Genomic DNA, 16818 nt, shown 5'->3' with positions numbered 1-16818 from the left:
CGTCACGACGCAGGCACCAGATAGTCGGCCAGCGCCTCCAGGTCGGCCACGGTGATGTCGGGCTCGATGCCCCAGGGGTCGAACGGTGCCTCCGGATTGCGCCGCACCCAGGCCGCATGGAGGCCGGCATGGCGCGCACCGATCACGTCGAAGGGGTTGCTGGAGACCAGCCAGGTGTCGGCCGGCTCGGCCTCGAGGCGCTGGCGAAGGTGGAAGTACACCGCCGGGTCGGGCTTGAAGCGCTTCACCTCGTCGACGCTGACGATCTCCTCGAAGCGGTCGCGCAGCCCGGCCGCGGAGAGCAGCCGGGTCACCGCCTCCTGGCTGCCGTTGGAGAAGGCCACGCAGCTGACGCCGACCTCGGCCAGCCGTGCCAGCGCCTGCTCGGCCTCGGGAAAGGCCGGCAACTGGCCGTAGCTGCCCATCAGATGATCCTTGTCGGCCTCGAAGAGCCGGGTCTGGAGCGCGCGGTCGGTGTACTCCAGCGCCTCGCGGGTGCAGCGGGCGAAGTCCACATAGGCGCCCATCAGCCCGCGGCGGAAGCTGTACTCGAGCTGCTTGTCGCGCCAGCGGCGCGAGAACTCGGCCGCCCGCGACGGATCGTCGAGGCGTTCCTCCAGTTCGGTGACCACCCCGTGGGTGTCGATCAGGGTGCCGTAGACATCGAAGGCCAGTAGCGTCGCCATGGGCGTCTTCCTCCATACGATAAACCTTCCCAAGACTGGGCCAGCATCGAGCCGGGCACAAGGAGACGAAGGGCGAGTGCGGCGCCCGGAACCAGAAACGCCGCGGGCGAGGCCGCGGCGTTCGTGGAGGGCGAGTACGATCAGGCGGTCTGCAGCACGCCTTCGCGGGTCAGCTCGTCGGTGACCTTGTTCACCGCACGCTCGGTGCGGGCGATGATCTCGTCGACCTCGTCACGGGTGGCGACCAGCGGCGGCGCGAAGCCGAGGATGTCGCCCTGCGGCATGGCACGGGCGATCAGGTTCTCCTCCATGGCGGCGGCGGCGATGCGCGGCGCGACCTTGAGCGACGGATCGAAGTGGGCGCGCTTCTCCGGGTCGGCGGAGAACTCCAGCGAGGCCAGCATGCCGACGCCGCGCGCCTGGCCGACGATCGGATGATCGCCGAAGGTCGCGGCCATGCGCTCCTGCAGGTAGGCGCCGGTCTCGGCGGCATTGGCAGTCAGGCCTTCGCGCTCGATGATCGCCAGGTTGGCCAGGCCGGCGGCACAGCCCAGGGCGTGGCCGGAGTAGGTCCAGCCGTGGCCGATCGGGCCGTATTCGCCGGTGCCCTGCTCGAGCACCTGCCACACGCGATCGCCGACGATCACCGCGGAGAGCGGCTGGTAGGCGCTGGTCAGGCCCTTGGCGGTGGTCATCAGGTCCGGCTTGATGCCGTAGTGGTGGCTGCCGAAGTCGGCGCCGATGCGCCCGAAGCCGCACACCACCTCGTCGGCGATCAGCAGCACGTCGTACTTGTCGAGCACGGCCTGGATCTCGTCCCAGTAGCCTTCCGGCGGCGGCACGATGCCACCGGTGCCGAGCACCGGCTCGCCGATGAAGGCGGCCACGGTGTCCGGCCCCTCGGCCAGGATCATTTCCTCGAGCCTGGTCGCGCAGTGCTTGGAGAACTCGCGCTCGGTCATGCCTTCCTGCTCGGCGGCGCGATGATAGTAGTACGGCGCCTCGGTGTGCAGGATGCCGTCCATCGGCAGGTCGAACTGGTCGTGGAAGGCCTTGAGGCCGGTCAGCGAGCCGGTGGCAATGCCGGAGCCATGGTAGCCGCGCATGCGCGAGATGACCTTCTTCTTCTGCGGACGGCCGAGCACGTTGTTGTAGTAGCGCACGATCTTGAGCTGGGTCTCGTTGGCGTCACTGCCGGACATGCCGTAGTAGACCTTGGACATGCCGGGGCCGGCCAGCTCGAGGATCTTCTCGGACAGGGCGATCTGCGGCTCGTTCGAGTGCCCCACATAGGTGTGGTAGTAGGACATCTCGAGGGCCTGCTGGTAGATGGCCTCGGCCACCTCGGTGCGGCCATAGCCGATATTGACGCAGTACAGGCCGGCGAAGCCGTCGATGAACTCGCGGCCGTCCTTGTCGACGATGTGGATGCCCTTGCCACCGGTGATCACGCGGCCCGGCGCATCGCCGTGGGCGAAGTCGCGCAGGTGGGTGGAGGCGTGGAAGGTCACCTTGCGGTCGCGATCGATCAGATCCTGATGGGTGGTCATGCGTGTCTCCAGTAAGGCTCCCCGACTCCGGCGGGGAGGATGTTCGTCGTTCGTTATGTCCGGACCGGCCACCGCCGGTCCTCTGTTCCTGAACCCGCGCCGCTCGGGCACGGGTTGCTGAAAAACTTCTGCCTCAAAACAAGAGAGCTCTGCGAGCGACGACCAGACAAGGCGGATCCTGGAGAGAACAGCGGAGTTTACGTTCTGTAAATGAGCATGTTCGATCGGACTCGCGCCCGAGACAGGATCCAACGACGTATGGTCGAGCGCAGCAAGCTCCCGGATAAAGCTAGCTCCCGGAAACGGAGCCCAGCGCTCCGAGACAGTAGTACTTCGTCTCCAGGTACTCGTCGATGCCGGTCACGCCGCCCTCGCGGCCCAGGCCGGATTGCTTGACGCCGCCGAAGGGCACCGGCGGGCCGGTCATCTTCACCGAGTTGACCGCGACCATGCCATACTCCAGCGCCCGCAGCAGCTTCCAGATGCGCCGGATGTCGTGGGTGTAGACGTAGGCGGCGAGGCCATACTCGGTATCGTTGGCCATCTCGATGGCCTCGTCGTCGTCGCGGTAGGCGGTGATGCCCGCCACCGGGGCGAAGTTCTCCTCGCGCCAGACCTTCATCTGCGGCGTCACCCCGGTCAGCAGGGTCGGCATGAAGAAGTTCTCGCCCGGCGCCTGATTCTGGTCGCCGGCCACCAGGGTGGCGCCGCGGGAGACGGCGTCGTCGACGATGGAGGCGGCCTTCTCCACCGCCTGACGATGGATCAGCGGGCCCAGGTCGACCTCGCCGTCCAGGCCGTTGCCCACGCTCAACGCCGCCATGCGCTCGGCGAACTGCTCGACGAAGGCGTCGTGGATCGACTCGTGCACCAGGATGCGGTTGGCCGCCAGGCAGTCCTGACCGGCGGTCTGGAACTTGGCCGCCACCGCGGCATAGGCCGCTTCCTTCGGGTCCATGTCCGGGCCGACGATGAAGGGCGCGTTGCCGCCGAGCTCCAGCGACACCCGCTTGACGGTATGGGCGCACTGCTCGATCAGCAGACGGCCGACCCGGGTGGAGCCGGTGAACGACAGCGCCTTGATGCGATCCTCATCGCACAACAGCTTCGAGACCTCGGCGGCGTCGCCCAGCACCACGTTGAAGATGCCGGCCGGGATGCCGGCGCGCTCGGCCAGTTCGGCCAGCGCCAGCGCCGAGAACGGCGTCTCGTGGGCCGGCTTGACGATCACCGGGCAGCCGGCGGCCATGGCGGCGGCGGCCTTGCGGGTGATCATCGCCAGCGGGAAGTTCCAGGGCGTGATCAGCGCGGCGATGCCCACCGGCTCCTTGAGCGTGCCGAGGGCGGCGTTGGGGATATGGCTGGGAATGGTCTCGCCGAAGGTGCGCTTGCCCTCCTCGGCGAACCAGCGCACGAAGCTGGCGCCGTACTCGACCTCGCCGCGGGCGTCCGGCAGCGGCTTGCCCTGCTCGCGGGTCATGATCAGCGCCAGGTCCTCGCGATGGGCCTGCAGCAGGTCGTACCAGGCCAGCAGACGCTCGCAGCGCTCGTCGGCGCGCAGTGCCCGCCAGTGCACGTAGGCCGCCTCGGCGGCGTCCACGGCGGCGCTGATCTGCGCCGCCTCGAGCAGCGGGATATGGCCCAGCACCTCGCCGGTGGCCGGATCGACGACCGCGTCCTCGCGGCCCTCGTCGCCGTGGGTCCACTTGCCGTCGACATAGGCGTACTGCCGGAACAGGCGCGGGTCGTCGAGCATGTTGGACAGCGTCATAAGCACCTCCCCTGAAACGCCGCCGCGAGAGAGGCGCGACGGCGATGACATGACATCCGCGGCGGTTGCCGCGTGATGGTGTCAGGGTAAGGCAGATGGGCGGGCGGGAGTTTTTGAAGTCAGGCGCCGGAGACGTGACGTTTTTTCGTTCCGGCGCCAAAGAGTTGCGTTTTTTTTGGCGCGGTCCTCAACACGCCGGTGGCTCGGCCAGGGCGGCCGCGGTGAACACCAGCAGCCCGAGCTCCGGGCGATAGCCGTGGATCTCCGTGACGTCCAGGGCCTGCAGGAAGTGCAGGATCTCCTCGCTGACCACCTGGCCAGGCACCAGCACCGGGAATCCCGGCGGATAGGGGATCACGAAGCTCGCCGAGACCACGTCCCGGCCCTGGCGCGTCTGGGCCTGAAGCTCGCCGTTGTCGAACCGCAGGTATTCGGTATTCTCCTCGTCGTAGCTGAGGAAGTAGGCGCTGCGGATGTCGCCCTCGGGAGTCTCGGGGCTGCGCCGGAAGGCGTCATGGAAGCGGCTGAAGTCGGGCAGCGGCGGCAGCTCCCGGGTCAGGGAGTGGACCCGCTGCTCGATGATCCTGCGCTCCGGGCGGCTGCTCTCCTCCCAGCGCGTCTCGAACTCCTTGGCCAGCTTGATCAGCACGTCGAGCAGATAGGCGATGGAGCCGCGGGTAGTGCCGATGTTGGTCATGAACAGCACGGTGTTGCGCGACGTCTTGTTGATCTGGATGCCGTACTTGTTCATCAGGTATTCGTTCTTGAAGGCATCGCCGTCGACGCCGGTCGCGCCGATGGCGATGGTGATCCGGGAGGGGTCGATCACGAACTCGTCCCGGGCCCAGGCTTCCTCCATCTGGTTCCAGCCGGTCACCGGATCGTAGAAGGACTCGACCCCGGACTCACGATACTCGGCGGGCACCATGTCGGCGTTCTTGAGCACCCGGAAGTACTTCTGCAGCAAGGGATGGGTATACAGCTGCTCGCGCAGCGACAGCGCCGCCTCGACCTGGGCGTGTACCAGCTCGAAGCCTTCCATCTCGGCCTGCATGCGCCCCACGTCCAGCGAGGCCAGGATCTGATAGTTGGGCGAGGTCGAGGTGTGTGTCATGTAGGCCTCGTGGAACGGGGCCTCGACCCGCTGGCGGAAATCCTGATCGAAGACGTGGATCATCGAGCCCTGACGCAGCGAGGTCAGGGTCTTGTGGGTGGAATGGGTGGCGTAGGCGCGCAGGCGCACGAGGTCGGGATCCGGCAGCAGCGGACGCTCGAGCCAGGTGGCGTCGTCGTCGGGGTCGAGGGCGTCGAACTCGGCCTTCCAGGCCGCGTACTCCTCCCGATAGGCCTCGCTGCGGTAGCGGTCACGCAGCGTGCGTGCCGCGTGCATGGCGGTGCGCGGCCGATAGGTCGGGTTGAAGGAGGCGAAGGCGAACCAGGCCTCGTCCCACAGGAACACGAGGTCCGGCTTGATCGCCAGGCACTCCTCCATCACCCGGCGCACGTTGTAGACCACGCCGTCGAAGGTGCAGTTGGTCAGCAGCAGCATCTTCACCCGCTCGAGTTCGCCGGCGCGCCGATAGGCGAGCAGGGTATTCTTGATCTCGTGCAGCGGCACCGCGCCGTACATCGAGTAGTCGTCGAGAGGATAGGAATCCAGATAGCTGACGTGGGCGCCGGCCAGCACCATGCCGTAGTGGTGCGACTTGTGGCAGTCGCGGTCGACCAACACGATGTCGCGGGGCTTGATCAACGCCTGGACCACGATCTTGTTGGCCGTCGAGGTGCCGTTGGTGACGAAGAAGCTTCGCCGGGCGCCGAAGGCCCGGGCGGCATACTCCTGGGCCTTCTTGATCGGCCCGTAGGGCTGCAGCAGCGAATCCAGCCCGCCGGAGGTCGCCGACGTCTCGGCCAGGAAGATATTGATGCCGTAGAAGTCGATCATGTGCCCCGCCCAGTGCGAGCGGGTCACCGACTTGCCCCGCGAGATCGGCATGGCGTGGAAGACCCCGGTGGGCTTGCGGCTGTATTCGCGCAGGGCGTCGAAGAAGGGCGTGCGGTAACGGTCGTCGATGGCGCGCAGGATGGTGTGATGCTGTTCGATGTAGTCGGTCTCGCGGTAGAAGATGCGCCTGAAGTGGCGGATGTCGCCGCTGGCGGTGCTCTCCACGTCGCCGCTGGTGACCAGGAACTGGTCGATCTCCGGGCGCAGCTCGCTGATCATCGAACTGAGCAGGATGCTGCGCTCCGCCTCGGACTGGTGCTCCAGCTCCTGCTCGGAGAGCCCCTCCAGATAGTTGCGCAGCGCGCTGAGGTTGTACTTCGACTTGTAGGGAAACTCGTAGCGGATCAGGCAGGCCTGGATATTGGGATTGACCAGCACCGCGATCAGGGCGTCCTCGAAGCTGCGCACCGTGACCACGTCGTAGACGAAGCGGTCCTCGGGGCGACGCAGGTTGTGGAAGGCCTCGCGCACCACCTCCTCTTCCTGGGCCGAGAGGTTGTCGACGATCAGCAGCTCGAAGTAGGGCTGAGCCGAGCTGTTCGACGCCGGATGCCCACGGCGCAGCTGATTGAGGGCGTCCAGGGTCTCGAGGTCCTCGGCATCGGCGTCGGTCTCCGAGAGATCGACGTGGCGACGCCGGTAGGACTCGCTGATCAGCGCCCGCACCAGGCGCCTGACCACCTTCTCGAGCAGCCCGTATTCCTGGCGCTCGAACAGCGCCCAGATGTGACGGAAGTCCTCCTTGGAAGGGAAGGCGTGATAGTCCTCGATGATCTCCAGCCGGGTGAGCTTGACGTCGATCGCCTTGATCAGCTGACGCTGGCCGCCCTCGTCCTTGAGGCGCACGAGCTGGCCGAGATCGCGCTTGAGGGCGTTCCAGGTGTCGGCACGCAGCTGGGAGATCTTGTGATAGAAGCCCAGCGCGGTGTAGGGCGTTTCGGAATGGCTGCTGTCGTGCATGGCGATCCCCTCTGGCTGTTCTTTTTCTGCACCCGTTCAGCCCGTGTAGAGCCCCCGTGCCCCGTAGCGGACGGTGATGCGTTCCTCGGGAAAGTCTTCGAAACCCAGCTCCAGGTTGAGCCCCGGCCAGTGGAAGCCAGCACTCCCCTCGGTCGGTCGATAGACGGCGGTATAGATCGTGCCCAGACCACGGCCATAGTCGTGACGGAACAGCGGCGGCGACGCGAGGGCGGAGACGAGGCGCGCCTCGCCGGTACTCTCGTCGTCCACCAGGATCGACAGCTGGCGCTCGCGGATCAGCGTCTCCGAGGCCAGGGCGTGGGCATACCACTCGATCTTCTTCTGGTGGTTGGTGGCCACCGGCACGCGGCGGATGCTGGCCCGGCGGTCGGGGGCGATCATCGCCGTCACGTAGCGCCCGGCCCGGTCGGCGACGGTGATGTTGTAGGCCATGTGCGTCGGCACCCGGGCCAGCACCTCGGCGGCCTGAGGCACGTCGTCACAGGTCTCGAGCAGGTAGCGCAGGATGATCGGCGCACCGAAGCCGTCACCTACCGCCTTGCGGCCACCAAAGGCCAGCGAGACCGCCAGCCCGGCATCGTTCATGCCGTCGAGCACGCCCCACAGGCAGTCGGACATGGCGATCACCCGGCGCCGGTTCCAGCGACTGCAGAGGATGGTGCCCTCGCACAGCTCGGGCGGATAATCGTAGTTGCGCGCCAGCACCGTCGACGACGGCCGCGCCAGCACCGCCTGGGAGCAGCCGGTGATGTAGGCCGGAGGGCGATACAGGCTCAGCAGGCGCGCGCTGAGATCTCCGCCGCCGGCCAGCTCGCACAGCATCCGGTAGGTGTCCATCAGCTCGGGCATGTGCCGGCGCAGGGCGTTGTAGCAGGCCAGATAGGCCGGACGCTCGCGCTCGCCCTCGCTGAGGTACCACTGCTCGTAGGCCGGCCAGTGGTAGTCGAACAGCGACCGCCACTTGGGCCCCGGCAGCTCCTCGCGCACGGTGCGAAAGTCCAGCATCTTTTCCGGCCCGCTCCCCCACCTGCCCGGGGACGGGCCGGGGTGATGTCTGCCGCTCATAGGATCTTGAAGTTGCCACCGCCGATGGCATGGCTGACGGCGACCTCCTCCACCACGGGATCCTGAAGCGGCTGGCCGGCGTACTCGCCGCGAATGCCTTCGATCCACGCGCGGGCGCGCTCGGTGAGCTGGAAGTCGTCGTCCATCAGCCGCCCGCGGGTGATCAGGATGCCGAGATCCGCCCCCTCGTAGCGGAAGTCGCCCTCGCCGCTGATGCGCAGGAAGAACGCTTCGTGCTCGTTCTCGGCGGCATGGGGATGGGAGTCGTAGTGGTCGTAGGCGATGCGGCCGTCCTGCTCCATGCGCCACACCCCCGAGGCCGGGGCCGCGGTCAGCAGATCGACGCTCTCCTCGGTATGCTTGATGACCAGCTGGCTCCAGCTATCGATGCTCTCGGGATGCGACCAGCGCTCGTTGATCTCGGCGATGTCGAGGTCGAAGTCGAGATCCGAGAACTCCAGCAGGTGAAACAGGAACAGCGGGATGTCGGAATGGGCAAAGGCCGCCACGTTGGTCAGCGAACTGGCCCCGGTGACCCGCGGATTGAGCTCACCGAGATAGACCTCTCCACCATCCATGTCGATCAGGAAGTCGAGCTCGAAGTAACCCCGGTAGCCCTCCTCGCGCAGGGCCTCGCCGAACTTGAAGGTGTACTCGCGGGCCTTGTCGCGCACCGTCTGGCTGAAGGCGCCGGCGAACATCTCGTTGCCGCACCAGCCACCCTTGTAGGGCGTCAGCGACTTGAAGCCGACCAGTTCGGTCATCAGCGGGCCGACCACGGTGCCGCTGCGGGTGGCACAGGCCTCGATGGCAGAGCCGCGGCAGTTGATGCGCTTCATGATCTTGACCTCGGGCTCGGCCTCGATCTCCTCGGCGACCTTGTAGTAGTCCTCCTCGCTGGCGATGAAGAAGGTGGTATGCCCGGAGTCGCCGTAGGCGGTCTGCACCACCAGATCGGTGCCGAGTTCGCGGCTCACCTCGAGCAGCTCCTGGTAGCTGCCCACCTTGGCCAGCACATTGGGCACGCTGGGCACCCCGGCCTTGTTGCCGATACGCACGGTCTCGATCTTGTTGTCCATCCGCGAGCGCAGCGCCGCGGGCGGGAAGGCGATCTTGAGCCCCAGCTGTTCACAGACCTCCTCGGTGTGCTCGTCGAACATCAGGAAGGTGGCGATACCGGCGTCATCGCCCTGGGCGCGGGACTGGATAAAATCGATCACCTCCTTGTGCTCGAGGAGGTAGTTGTTGATGTCCTCGATACCCTCGAAGTCGCGGGGAAACTTCTCTCGCGGCACGAAGACGTTGCGCTGACGCCGATCGAAGCAGTCGATGTAGTTGATATGGCGAAAATTCCCGACCCAATCGCCGATTCCCAGCAGATTGAAGTTGGTCGCCGAGATGAAATAGATCGGGCGCTTGTTGTTGAGGAAATGACGACGGACATCGGCAATGCTTGTTATTTTGCTGCTCATCGTAGTCGCTCCCTGAGGGGCTTCGGAGGCCTCGGGTGCCGCCGCAGAGGCGGAACCCCGGGGCCGCTCGGCGTCGGCATGGCCGGCGGCCGCGGACGGATGGAACAGGCGACGCAAACCACCGAGGATTCTGGCGAACATGGTGGCTCCTCAATTCCGGAATGGTTGCTGAGAGACGATCAGTACTCCTCAAGGTTAGTGCGTTGTGGCTTTTCCAGCGGCCCCAGGGTATCCAGGAAGGGCGAGAAACCGCCCTCGTGGCGATACAGCGTGAAGTCGACGCGCCGGTCGCGGAAGCTCTTGAGCGGCTGACCGAGGCCGCGCAGGCCGGTCTCGCGCTCGCGACGCACTCGGCTCAGATCGACCTCGACGGGCATGATCTCCTCGCCGGTGCCGGCCTGGTGGATGACATCGCCGGAGGGCCCCACCACGATAGAACGCCCGTTGCCGATGGCCCCGGCCCCGTTGATGTCGAAGAAATAGCACTGGTTGACCGCGGCGTTGGTCCGCGCGATCGACAGTTCGATGTCGCGGTCGATGGTGTCGGTCATGGTCGGATGCAGGATCACCTCGGCACCCATCGCCGCCAGGGTGCGGGTGGTCTCGGGAAACCACATGTCGTAGCAGATCGACACGCCGAAGCGACCCACCTGCGGCACGTCGAAGACGACGAACTCCTCGCCGCTCTCCACGCCGGCCTCGTAGGGGCGGAACGGGAACATCTTGCGATAGCGCGTCACGACCTCGCCGCGGGGACTGATCACCGACAGGGTGTTATAGATGGCATCACCGGCCTGCTCGAACATCGAGCCCGGAATCAGCCAGATGCGGTGCTTCTCGGCCAGGTGGCAGAACATCGCCTCGGCGTGGCTGGGCATCGGCTGGGCGTGGTGTGGCGAGGCGCCCAACGGCATCAGCTCGCTGAACAACACCATCTGCACCTGGGGAAAGCGGCTCATCAGCACGTCGATGCGATGACGCATGGCTTCGGTGTTGTCGCCGTGATGCAGGGCATGCATCTGGACACCGGCAATCGTGAAGTAGGACATGTCATACCCTCGCGTCAGGCGATCTCGAATCACTGCAGGCGGCCGGCGCCACGCATCGTGCTTGGCCGGAGGGATCGCCCGGCGTGGTGGGGAAATCCCACCGCTCTTCTAGCTTATGCCACGTGCGGCGGGGCGAATCAACGCAACAGGAACGCCGCGATCTGCCGCCCTCAGTCGGCCACGAAGTCGCCGGCGGCGAATCCGCCGTCGGGCCGCTTGACGCGCTTGGTGACGATGTAGGTGAAGTAGCGCTCGATGCCGACGTCGGACATCAGCCAGGCATCGATCAGGCGCTGGTAGGCATCGATGGAGGCGGCCTCGAACTTGACCAGGTAATCGACCCCGCCGCCCACGGCCACGCACTCGGTGGCCTCGGGGGTGTCATGGACGAGTGCCTCGAAGCGGGCGAAGCTCTCGGCGTTGTGGCTCTTGAGCTCGATCTGCACCCACACCGGCGTGCGCGGCCGCAGCACCTCCGGATTGAGGCGCGCCCCGTAGCCCTCGATGATGCCGGCCTTCTCCAGCCGCCGCACCCGCTCCCAGCAGGGGCTGACCGAGAGGTTGATCGCCTCGGCCAGCTTCGACTTGGTGATGCGCCCGTCGCGGGACAGGATCTCGAGGATCTTGAGATCGTAGCGATCGAGCTTCATGACAAGGAATCGACCACCTCGGCGATCACCGCGATGGTGTCGCCCATGTTGACGTTGGCCGGGAAACGGCGCGCCATCAGCAGCCCGTCGCGCTCGGCGCGGTACTCGATGGGCGCGGCGCCGCTGCGGGTCATGTCGTAGACCCGGGCGATCACCTGGCCGTTCTCCACCGTCTCGCCCAGCGCCACCGTCAGCTCGAGCAGCCCGGTGTGCTCGCTCTGCACGTAGCAGCTGGCGTCCGGCATGTCGAGATAGACCTGGGGCTCGACGGGCGCCTCGATCTCGCCCGCGACCAGCCCGAAGTGAACCAGGAAGTTGTGGATGCCACGCTCGGTGATGGCCAGGCTCTCCGGCGTGGAGGTGCCGCCGCCGCCGAGCTCGGTGGCCACGAACACCTTGCCCTGGCGCTCCACGGCGGTGTCGAACAGCGCCTCGGCGTCGAGCTCGAACATGATCATGGCGTAGGGCGCGCCGAAGGCCTTGGCACCGTCCAGCGCGCGACGCTGCTGGTCGGCATCGTCGAGCACGTGGGAGGCAGCGAACGGCACGATGTCCAGGGTGCGGCCGCCGGAGTGCAGGTCGAGCACCGCATCGCTCATCGGCACCAGGGTGCGGGTGAAGTAGTCGGCGATCTTCTCGGTGACGCTGCCGTCGGGGTCCCCGGGGAAGCTGCGGTTGAGGTTGCCGCCGTCCATCGGCGAGGTGCGCTTGCCGGCCTGGGCCGCCGGGGTGTTCATCATCGGCACGATGATCACACGTCCCGTGACGTCCTCGGCGGACAGCGAGCTCGAGAGCTTGTGCAGCGCGGTGATGCCCTCGTACTCGTCGCCGTGGTTGCCGCCGGTCAGCAGCGCGGTCGGGCCCTCGCCGTTCTTGACCACGGTGATCGGGATCATCACCGCCCCCCAGGCCGACTCGTCGTTGGAGATCGGCAGCTTGAGGAAGCCGTGCTGGACACCGTCGGCCTCGAAGTCGACGGTGGCGGCAATGGGGCTCGGTCGCTTGCTCATGGCGTTACTCCTTACATGACGAACAGCTGGCGGGGGAAGTCGGCCAGCGTCTCGCAGCCGTCCTCGGTGATCAGGATGCTCTCGGTGATTTCCAGGCCCCAGTCGTCGACCCACAGGCCGGGCATGAAGTGGAAGGTCATGCCGGGCTCGAGGATGGTCTCGTCGGAGGGGCGCAGGCTCATGGTGCGCTCGCCCCAGTCCGGCGGATAGCTGATGCCGATGGGGTAGCCACAGCGCGCACCGCCGCGGTCGAAGCCGTACTTGTCCATGGCCGCGCCCAGCGCCATGGCGATGTCCGCGGTGCGGTTGCCGGGCCTGGCCACCTCGAGGCCGTGCTCGATGCCCTCGAGCAGCGCCGACTCGGCGCGCACGAACTCCGCCGGCGGCCGTCCCAGGAACACGGTCCGCGACATCGGCGCGTGGTAGCGCTTGAACACCCCGGCGATCTCGAAGAAGGTGCCCTCGCCCTCGCGGAACGGCGTGTCGTCCCAGGTCAGGTGAGGCGCGGCGGCGTCCTTGCCGGTAGGCAGCATCGGCACGATGGCCGGATAGTCGCCGCCGAAGACCTTGCCATGCTCGTCCTTCCAGCCTTCGATGCCGACCCGATAGATCTCCGAGACCAGCTTGCTCTTGGGCAGCCCCGGCTCGATCACCTCGAGGATGCGCGAGTGCATGCCCTCGACGATCCGCGCCGCGATGCGCATGTACTCGATCTCCTGGGCCGACTTGATCGCCCGGCACCAGTTGACCAGACCGTTGGCGTCCAGAAAGCGCGCGTGAGGCAGCTCGCGCAGCAGCGACTGGTAGGCCTTGGCCGAGAAGTAGTAGTTGTCCATCTCCATGCCCACCACGCCCTGGTGCCAGCCGCGATCGGGCATGATCGACTGGGCCAGGTACTCCATGGGGTGCATGTCCGGATTCTGCACGTAGTGATCCGGGTAGTAGGTGAGGTTCTCGGGGTCCATCCAGCAGGTGCGCAGCGCCCCGTTGGCATCCATGCGCCGGCCGTACCACACCGGCTCGCCTTCGAGCCCGAGCAGCACGCACTGGTGGACATAGAAGGACCAGCCGTCATAGCCGGTCAGCCAGGCCATGTTCGAGGGGTCGCTGATGATCAGCACGTCGATGCCCCGGCTCGCCATCTCGGCGCGGACTTTCCAGAGCCGGCCGGCATACTCCTCGCGAGTGAAAGGCAGGGAAACCTGAATCATGAAATCGCTCGTCCAACGATCACGTCACCGATACCGGCCACCTCTCGATCCTGGAGGTGCCGGGGCGCCAAGGCGGTTGACGGCCATGCGAGGGGCCGCTTGAATTGTCATGATTGACGACAGCACAATGCATGACAATGTCAGTCAATGTCTTTCAGCCGATACTAGCACCCCCGCTTGGCCGACGGTCAAAGGCTTTATTGCATCATGACACTCGATCTGACGCCCTTCCTGCAGGACGCCGGCCCCAAGTACCTGGCCATCGCCCGAGCCCTCTCCGAGGCCATCCGCCAGGGTGAGCTTGCCCCCGGCACCCGGCTGCCGCCGCACCGTCGACTGGCCGAAACCCTCGGCGTCAGCGTGCAGACCGTCTCGCGCGCCTACGCCCAGGCCGAGAAGATGGGCTTGGTGCAGTCGAGGATCGGCAGCGGCACCTGGATCAACACCCTGGACGACGCCCGGGAATCGGCCTACCTGCGCGGCCAGGAACCGCGCCGGGAGAGTGCGCTGGTCGACCTGTCCATCGCCCATCCGGTGTGCACGGCGGCCCATCACCGCCGCTTCCGCGAGACCCTGGCCTCGCTGGCCGAGCACGTTCGCCCCGAGGTGATCGCCGCCAACCGTCCCATCGCCGGGCTGCTGCACCAGCGCGAGCGCGCCAGCGACTGGCTGGCCGCCAGCCTCGGCGTGCCGGGCGGTCCCGAGGACCGGGTGCTGTGCAACGGCGCCGCCCACGGCCTGATGCTGGCCATCTCCACCGTGGTCCAGCACGGCGACCTGGTGCTCACCGAGGCGCTCACCGATCACGGCCTGATCGCCCTGTCGCGCACCCTGGGCTTCCAGCTGCGCGGCGTGGCCATCGACGAACGCGGGGTGATTCCCGAGGCCCTCGACCTGGCCTGCCGGCGCCTGCGGCCGCGCGCCGTGTGCCTGACACCGACCCAGCTCAACCCCACCGGGGCCACCATGGACGAGGCCCGGCGCGACGCCGTGGCCCGGGTGCTCGACCACCACGGCGTGTGGCTGATCGAGGACGACGTCCATGCGCTGCTCGAGCCGCCGGGGCTCTCGCCGCTGGCCGCCCGGCTGCCAAACCTGTGCTTCCACGTCACCAGTCTGACCAAGGTCGCCCTGCCGGGGCTGCGCGCCGGCTACCTCAGCGTGCCCCGCGGCCAGCTGCACCATGCCCTGCCGCGGATGCGCGCCACCACCTGGATGGCCACCCCGCTGATCTTCGAGCTGGCCGACGCCTGGCTCGCCGACGGCACCCTGGCCCGACTGGCCATCGAGCAGCGCGAGCTCTTGGCCGAGCGCCAGCGCCTGGCCGGCCGCTTGCTTGCCGGCCACGAATTCAGCGCCCGACCCACGAGCCTGCATCTCTGGCTGTCGCTGCCCAGCGCCTGGCGCGCCGAGGAGCTCCAGCAGCAGGCCGAGCAGGAAAGCATGGCCGTCACCACCGCCACGCCGTTCATGGTCGAGCAGGCCCCGGCGCCGCGGCGCATCCGCCTGAGCCTCGGCGCCGAACCGGATCTCGAACGCCTGAAAGGCGCCCTGTCGCGTCTGGCCGGACTGCTCGACGAGGCCCCGCCGCCGATGCAGATCATCTACTGACCGTCTCGTGCCCCCAATGATTTTTAGAACTTCGTGATCTAAAGAAGCGATCTTCCATGCCGATAGGGAGGCGTCCCTTCCTGTCCACGCCAAGGTCGCTCCCCATGCTGCAACGCTTCTCCATCGGCGCCCGCCTCGCCATCGCCTTTTCCCTGATCGTCCTGCTGCTGCTGACCGCGGGCGCCGTCGGCCTGCGCGGCCTGTCCCAAGTCCGCGACACCGCCGTCGACACCCTGAACGTCGATGCCGCCACCGCCCTCAACGCGGCCCGCGTGCAGCAGCTGTCGCTGGAGCTGCGCCGCTACGAGAAGGACACCTTCATCAACCTGCGCGAGGCTGACCGGGTCGCCTCCTATCGTGACAAGTGGCTGGGCGCACACGCCGACCTCGATGACGTCCTGACCCGTGGCGCCGAGCTGGCGCCCACGCCCGATCTCGGCGACCTCTACCGGGAGGCCGACACGGCCCTGGATGGCTACGCCGCCGGCTTCGACGCCACCCATGCCCACCTGCGCGACGGCGACTTCACCACCACCGCCGAGGCCAACCGCGCCTTCTCGGACTACAAGGCGGCGGTCTATCGGCTGCAGGACGCCGCCGATGCCATCGGCGAACGCGCCACGCAGCGCATGGCCCGCGCCGAGGCCGGCATCACCGCGCGTCATCGGGGCGCCGTCACCGGCCTGCTGATCTTCGCCGGGCTGGCCGTCGCCGCGGCCGTGCTGCTGTCGCTGATCATCACCCGCAGCATCGTGCGTCCGCTGCACCAGGCGCTGGCCGTCACCGAACGGGTCGCCGAGGGCGACCTGCGCCAGGTCATCGAGGCGCGAGGCAGCGACGAGACCGCCCGCCTGCTCGGCGCCCTGCGACGCATGAGCGACTCGCTCTCGGGCCTGGTCGCCTCGATCCGCCGCACCAGCGACACCGTGCATCGGGGCGCCACCTCGATCGCCCGGGACGGCCACGAGCTGGCCGCCTATACCGAACAGCAGGCCAGCGCCCTGCAGCAGAGCGCCGCCAGCATGGAAGAGATCACCGGCTCGGTGACGCAGACCGCGGAGAGCAGCCGCCAGGCCGACCGACTGGCGGAGGACGCCACCGTCCAGGCCCGCGTCAGCCACGAGAGCGTGGCCAGCAGCGTGGCGCTGATCCGGGACGTGGTCGCCGATGCCGCCCGCATGGACGGCATCATCGAGACCATCGACGCCATCGCCTTCCAGACCAATATCCTGGCCCTCAACGCCTCCGTGGAGGCGGCCCGGGCCGGCGAGCGCGGCCGCGGCTTCGCCGTGGTGGCCACCGAGGTGCGCGCCCTGGCCGGCCGCAGCGCCGAAGCCGCCGGCGAGATCCGCCAGCTGCTGGAGGGCACCCGTCGTCAGCTCGACGAGTGCGCCCGCCAGACCGAGCAGAGCGGCGCCAGCATGACCGACACCAAGCAGAGCATCGAGCGCCTCGGCGAGGAGGTGCTGAGCATCGGCGCGGCCACCCGCGAGCAGTCCGACGGCCTGACGCAGATCGGCACCGCCGTGGCCGAGCTCGACTCGGCGACCCAGCGCAACGCCAGCCTGGCCCAGGCCACCACCGCATCGGCGGCGTCGCTCGAGCAGGACTCGGGCGAACTCAATGCCCTGGTCGCCCGCTTCCGCCTCGCCGAATCGTTCGAGGAGGCACCGGCTCCCCTCGCCGCCCCGACCTCCCGCCGCGCCCACACACCGGCGCTTGCCTGAACGGGCTTTCCCCGCGGCGGCGAAATCGCG

Annotated in this window: 12 protein-coding genes; 2 read left to right on the top strand and 10 right to left on the bottom strand. The window is 67.5% G+C overall.

The features are described 5' to 3' along the window. Positions 1 to 2: 2 nt before the first annotated feature. The 10 genes from UN84_RS02370 to doeA form a co-directional block, all read right to left on the bottom strand. Positions 3 to 686 (bottom strand): haloacid dehalogenase type II, encoded by a 684-nt coding sequence (locus UN84_RS02370; protein WP_046079281.1) that lies wholly within the window; start codon positions 684 to 686, stop codon positions 3 to 5. 140 nt (positions 687 to 826) lie between these two features. Beyond that, a complete protein-coding gene (locus UN84_RS02365; RefSeq protein ID WP_046079282.1) occupies positions 827 to 2236 on the bottom strand; it encodes an aminotransferase in 1410 nt (469 codons plus the stop codon). A 289-nt stretch (positions 2237 to 2525) separates the two neighbouring features. Next, entirely contained in the window at positions 2526 to 4007 is a 1482-nt protein-coding gene (locus tag UN84_RS02360) for an NAD-dependent succinate-semialdehyde dehydrogenase (RefSeq protein ID WP_046079283.1), read from the bottom strand. Positions 4008 to 4194: 187 nt separating this feature from the next. Continuing rightward, positions 4195 to 6972, bottom strand: a complete 2778-nt coding sequence (locus UN84_RS02355) for an aminotransferase class I/II-fold pyridoxal phosphate-dependent enzyme (protein ID WP_046079284.1) — start codon at positions 6970 to 6972, stop codon at positions 4195 to 4197. Positions 6973 to 7008: 36 nt separating this feature from the next. Continuing rightward, a complete protein-coding gene (locus UN84_RS02350) occupies positions 7009 to 7998 on the bottom strand; it encodes a C45 family autoproteolytic acyltransferase/hydolase (RefSeq protein ID WP_107182211.1) in 990 nt (329 codons plus the stop codon). A 56-nt stretch (positions 7999 to 8054) separates the two neighbouring features. Further along, on the bottom strand, positions 8055 to 9530 hold the full coding sequence (locus UN84_RS02345; RefSeq protein ID WP_046079285.1) for a biotin carboxylase: 1476 nt from the start codon (positions 9528 to 9530) through the stop codon (positions 8055 to 8057). 179 nt (positions 9531 to 9709) lie between these two features. Continuing rightward, positions 9710 to 10579 (bottom strand): carbon-nitrogen hydrolase family protein, encoded by an 870-nt coding sequence (locus UN84_RS02340; RefSeq protein WP_046079286.1) that lies wholly within the window; start codon positions 10577 to 10579, stop codon positions 9710 to 9712. 170 nt (positions 10580 to 10749) lie between these two features. Further along, positions 10750 to 11229: an Lrp/AsnC family transcriptional regulator gene (locus tag UN84_RS02335; protein ID WP_046079287.1), complete on the bottom strand. Its 480-nt coding sequence runs from the start codon at positions 11227 to 11229 to the stop codon at positions 10750 to 10752. Continuing rightward, positions 11226 to 12239: a N(2)-acetyl-L-2,4-diaminobutanoate deacetylase DoeB gene (doeB, locus tag UN84_RS02330; RefSeq protein WP_046079288.1), complete on the bottom strand. Its 1014-nt coding sequence runs from the start codon at positions 12237 to 12239 to the stop codon at positions 11226 to 11228. Before doeB ends, UN84_RS02335 begins: the two co-directional genes overlap by 4 nt. Positions 12240 to 12250: 11 nt before the next feature. Continuing rightward, positions 12251 to 13450, bottom strand: a complete 1200-nt coding sequence (doeA, locus tag UN84_RS02325) for an ectoine hydrolase DoeA (RefSeq protein WP_046079289.1) — start codon at positions 13448 to 13450, stop codon at positions 12251 to 12253. Positions 13451 to 13657: 207 nt separating this feature from the next. On the opposite strand from doeA, the gene ehuR reads away from it, so the two are divergent. Both ehuR and UN84_RS02315 read left to right on the top strand, forming a co-directional pair. Beyond that, positions 13658 to 15061, top strand: coding sequence for a MocR-like ectoine utilization transcription factor EhuR (gene ehuR / locus UN84_RS02320; RefSeq protein WP_052719357.1), 1404 nt, complete (start codon positions 13658 to 13660; stop codon positions 15059 to 15061). Between the two features lie 104 nt (positions 15062 to 15165). Beyond that, a complete protein-coding gene (locus UN84_RS02315; RefSeq protein ID WP_052719358.1) occupies positions 15166 to 16788 on the top strand; it encodes a methyl-accepting chemotaxis protein in 1623 nt (540 codons plus the stop codon). Positions 16789 to 16818 lie beyond the last annotated feature (30 nt).

It is taken from the genome of Halomonas sp. HG01 (genome assembly GCF_000968715.2).
GTDB classification, from domain to species: domain Bacteria; phylum Pseudomonadota; class Gammaproteobacteria; order Pseudomonadales; family Halomonadaceae; genus Halomonas; species Halomonas halophila.
The sequence above is the reverse complement of the archived record's forward strand: the minus strand, read 5'-3'. Positions and strand labels throughout refer to the sequence as shown.

Bases quoted from the DNA above. Each gene is read 5' to 3' on its own strand.
- UN84_RS02360 (WP_046079283.1), bottom strand. From the start codon at position 4,007: ATGACGCTGTCCAACATGCTCGACGACCCGCGCCTGTTCCGGCAGTAC.
- UN84_RS02370 (WP_046079281.1), bottom strand. From the start codon at position 686: ATGGCGACGCTACTGGCCTTCGATGTCTACGGCACCCTGATCGACACC.
- doeB (WP_046079288.1), bottom strand. From the start codon at position 12,239: ATGAGCAAGCGACCGAGCCCCATTGCCGCCACCGTCGACTTCGAGGCC.
- UN84_RS02315 (WP_052719358.1), top strand. From the start codon at position 15,166: ATGCTGCAACGCTTCTCCATCGGCGCCCGCCTCGCCATCGCCTTTTCC.
- UN84_RS02355 (WP_046079284.1), bottom strand. From the start codon at position 6,972: ATGCACGACAGCAGCCATTCCGAAACGCCCTACACCGCGCTGGGCTTC.
- UN84_RS02340 (WP_046079286.1), bottom strand. From the start codon at position 10,579: ATGTCCTACTTCACGATTGCCGGTGTCCAGATGCATGCCCTGCATCAC.
- UN84_RS02345 (WP_046079285.1), bottom strand. From the start codon at position 9,530: ATGAGCAGCAAAATAACAAGCATTGCCGATGTCCGTCGTCATTTCCTC.
- ehuR (WP_052719357.1), top strand. From the start codon at position 13,658: ATGACACTCGATCTGACGCCCTTCCTGCAGGACGCCGGCCCCAAGTAC.
- UN84_RS02365 (WP_046079282.1), bottom strand. From the start codon at position 2,236: ATGACCACCCATCAGGATCTGATCGATCGCGACCGCAAGGTGACCTTC.
- UN84_RS02350 (WP_107182211.1), bottom strand. From the start codon at position 7,998: ATGCTGGACTTTCGCACCGTGCGCGAGGAGCTGCCGGGGCCCAAGTGG.
- doeA (WP_046079289.1), bottom strand. From the start codon at position 13,450: ATGATTCAGGTTTCCCTGCCTTTCACTCGCGAGGAGTATGCCGGCCGG.
- UN84_RS02335 (WP_046079287.1), bottom strand. From the start codon at position 11,229: ATGAAGCTCGATCGCTACGATCTCAAGATCCTCGAGATCCTGTCCCGC.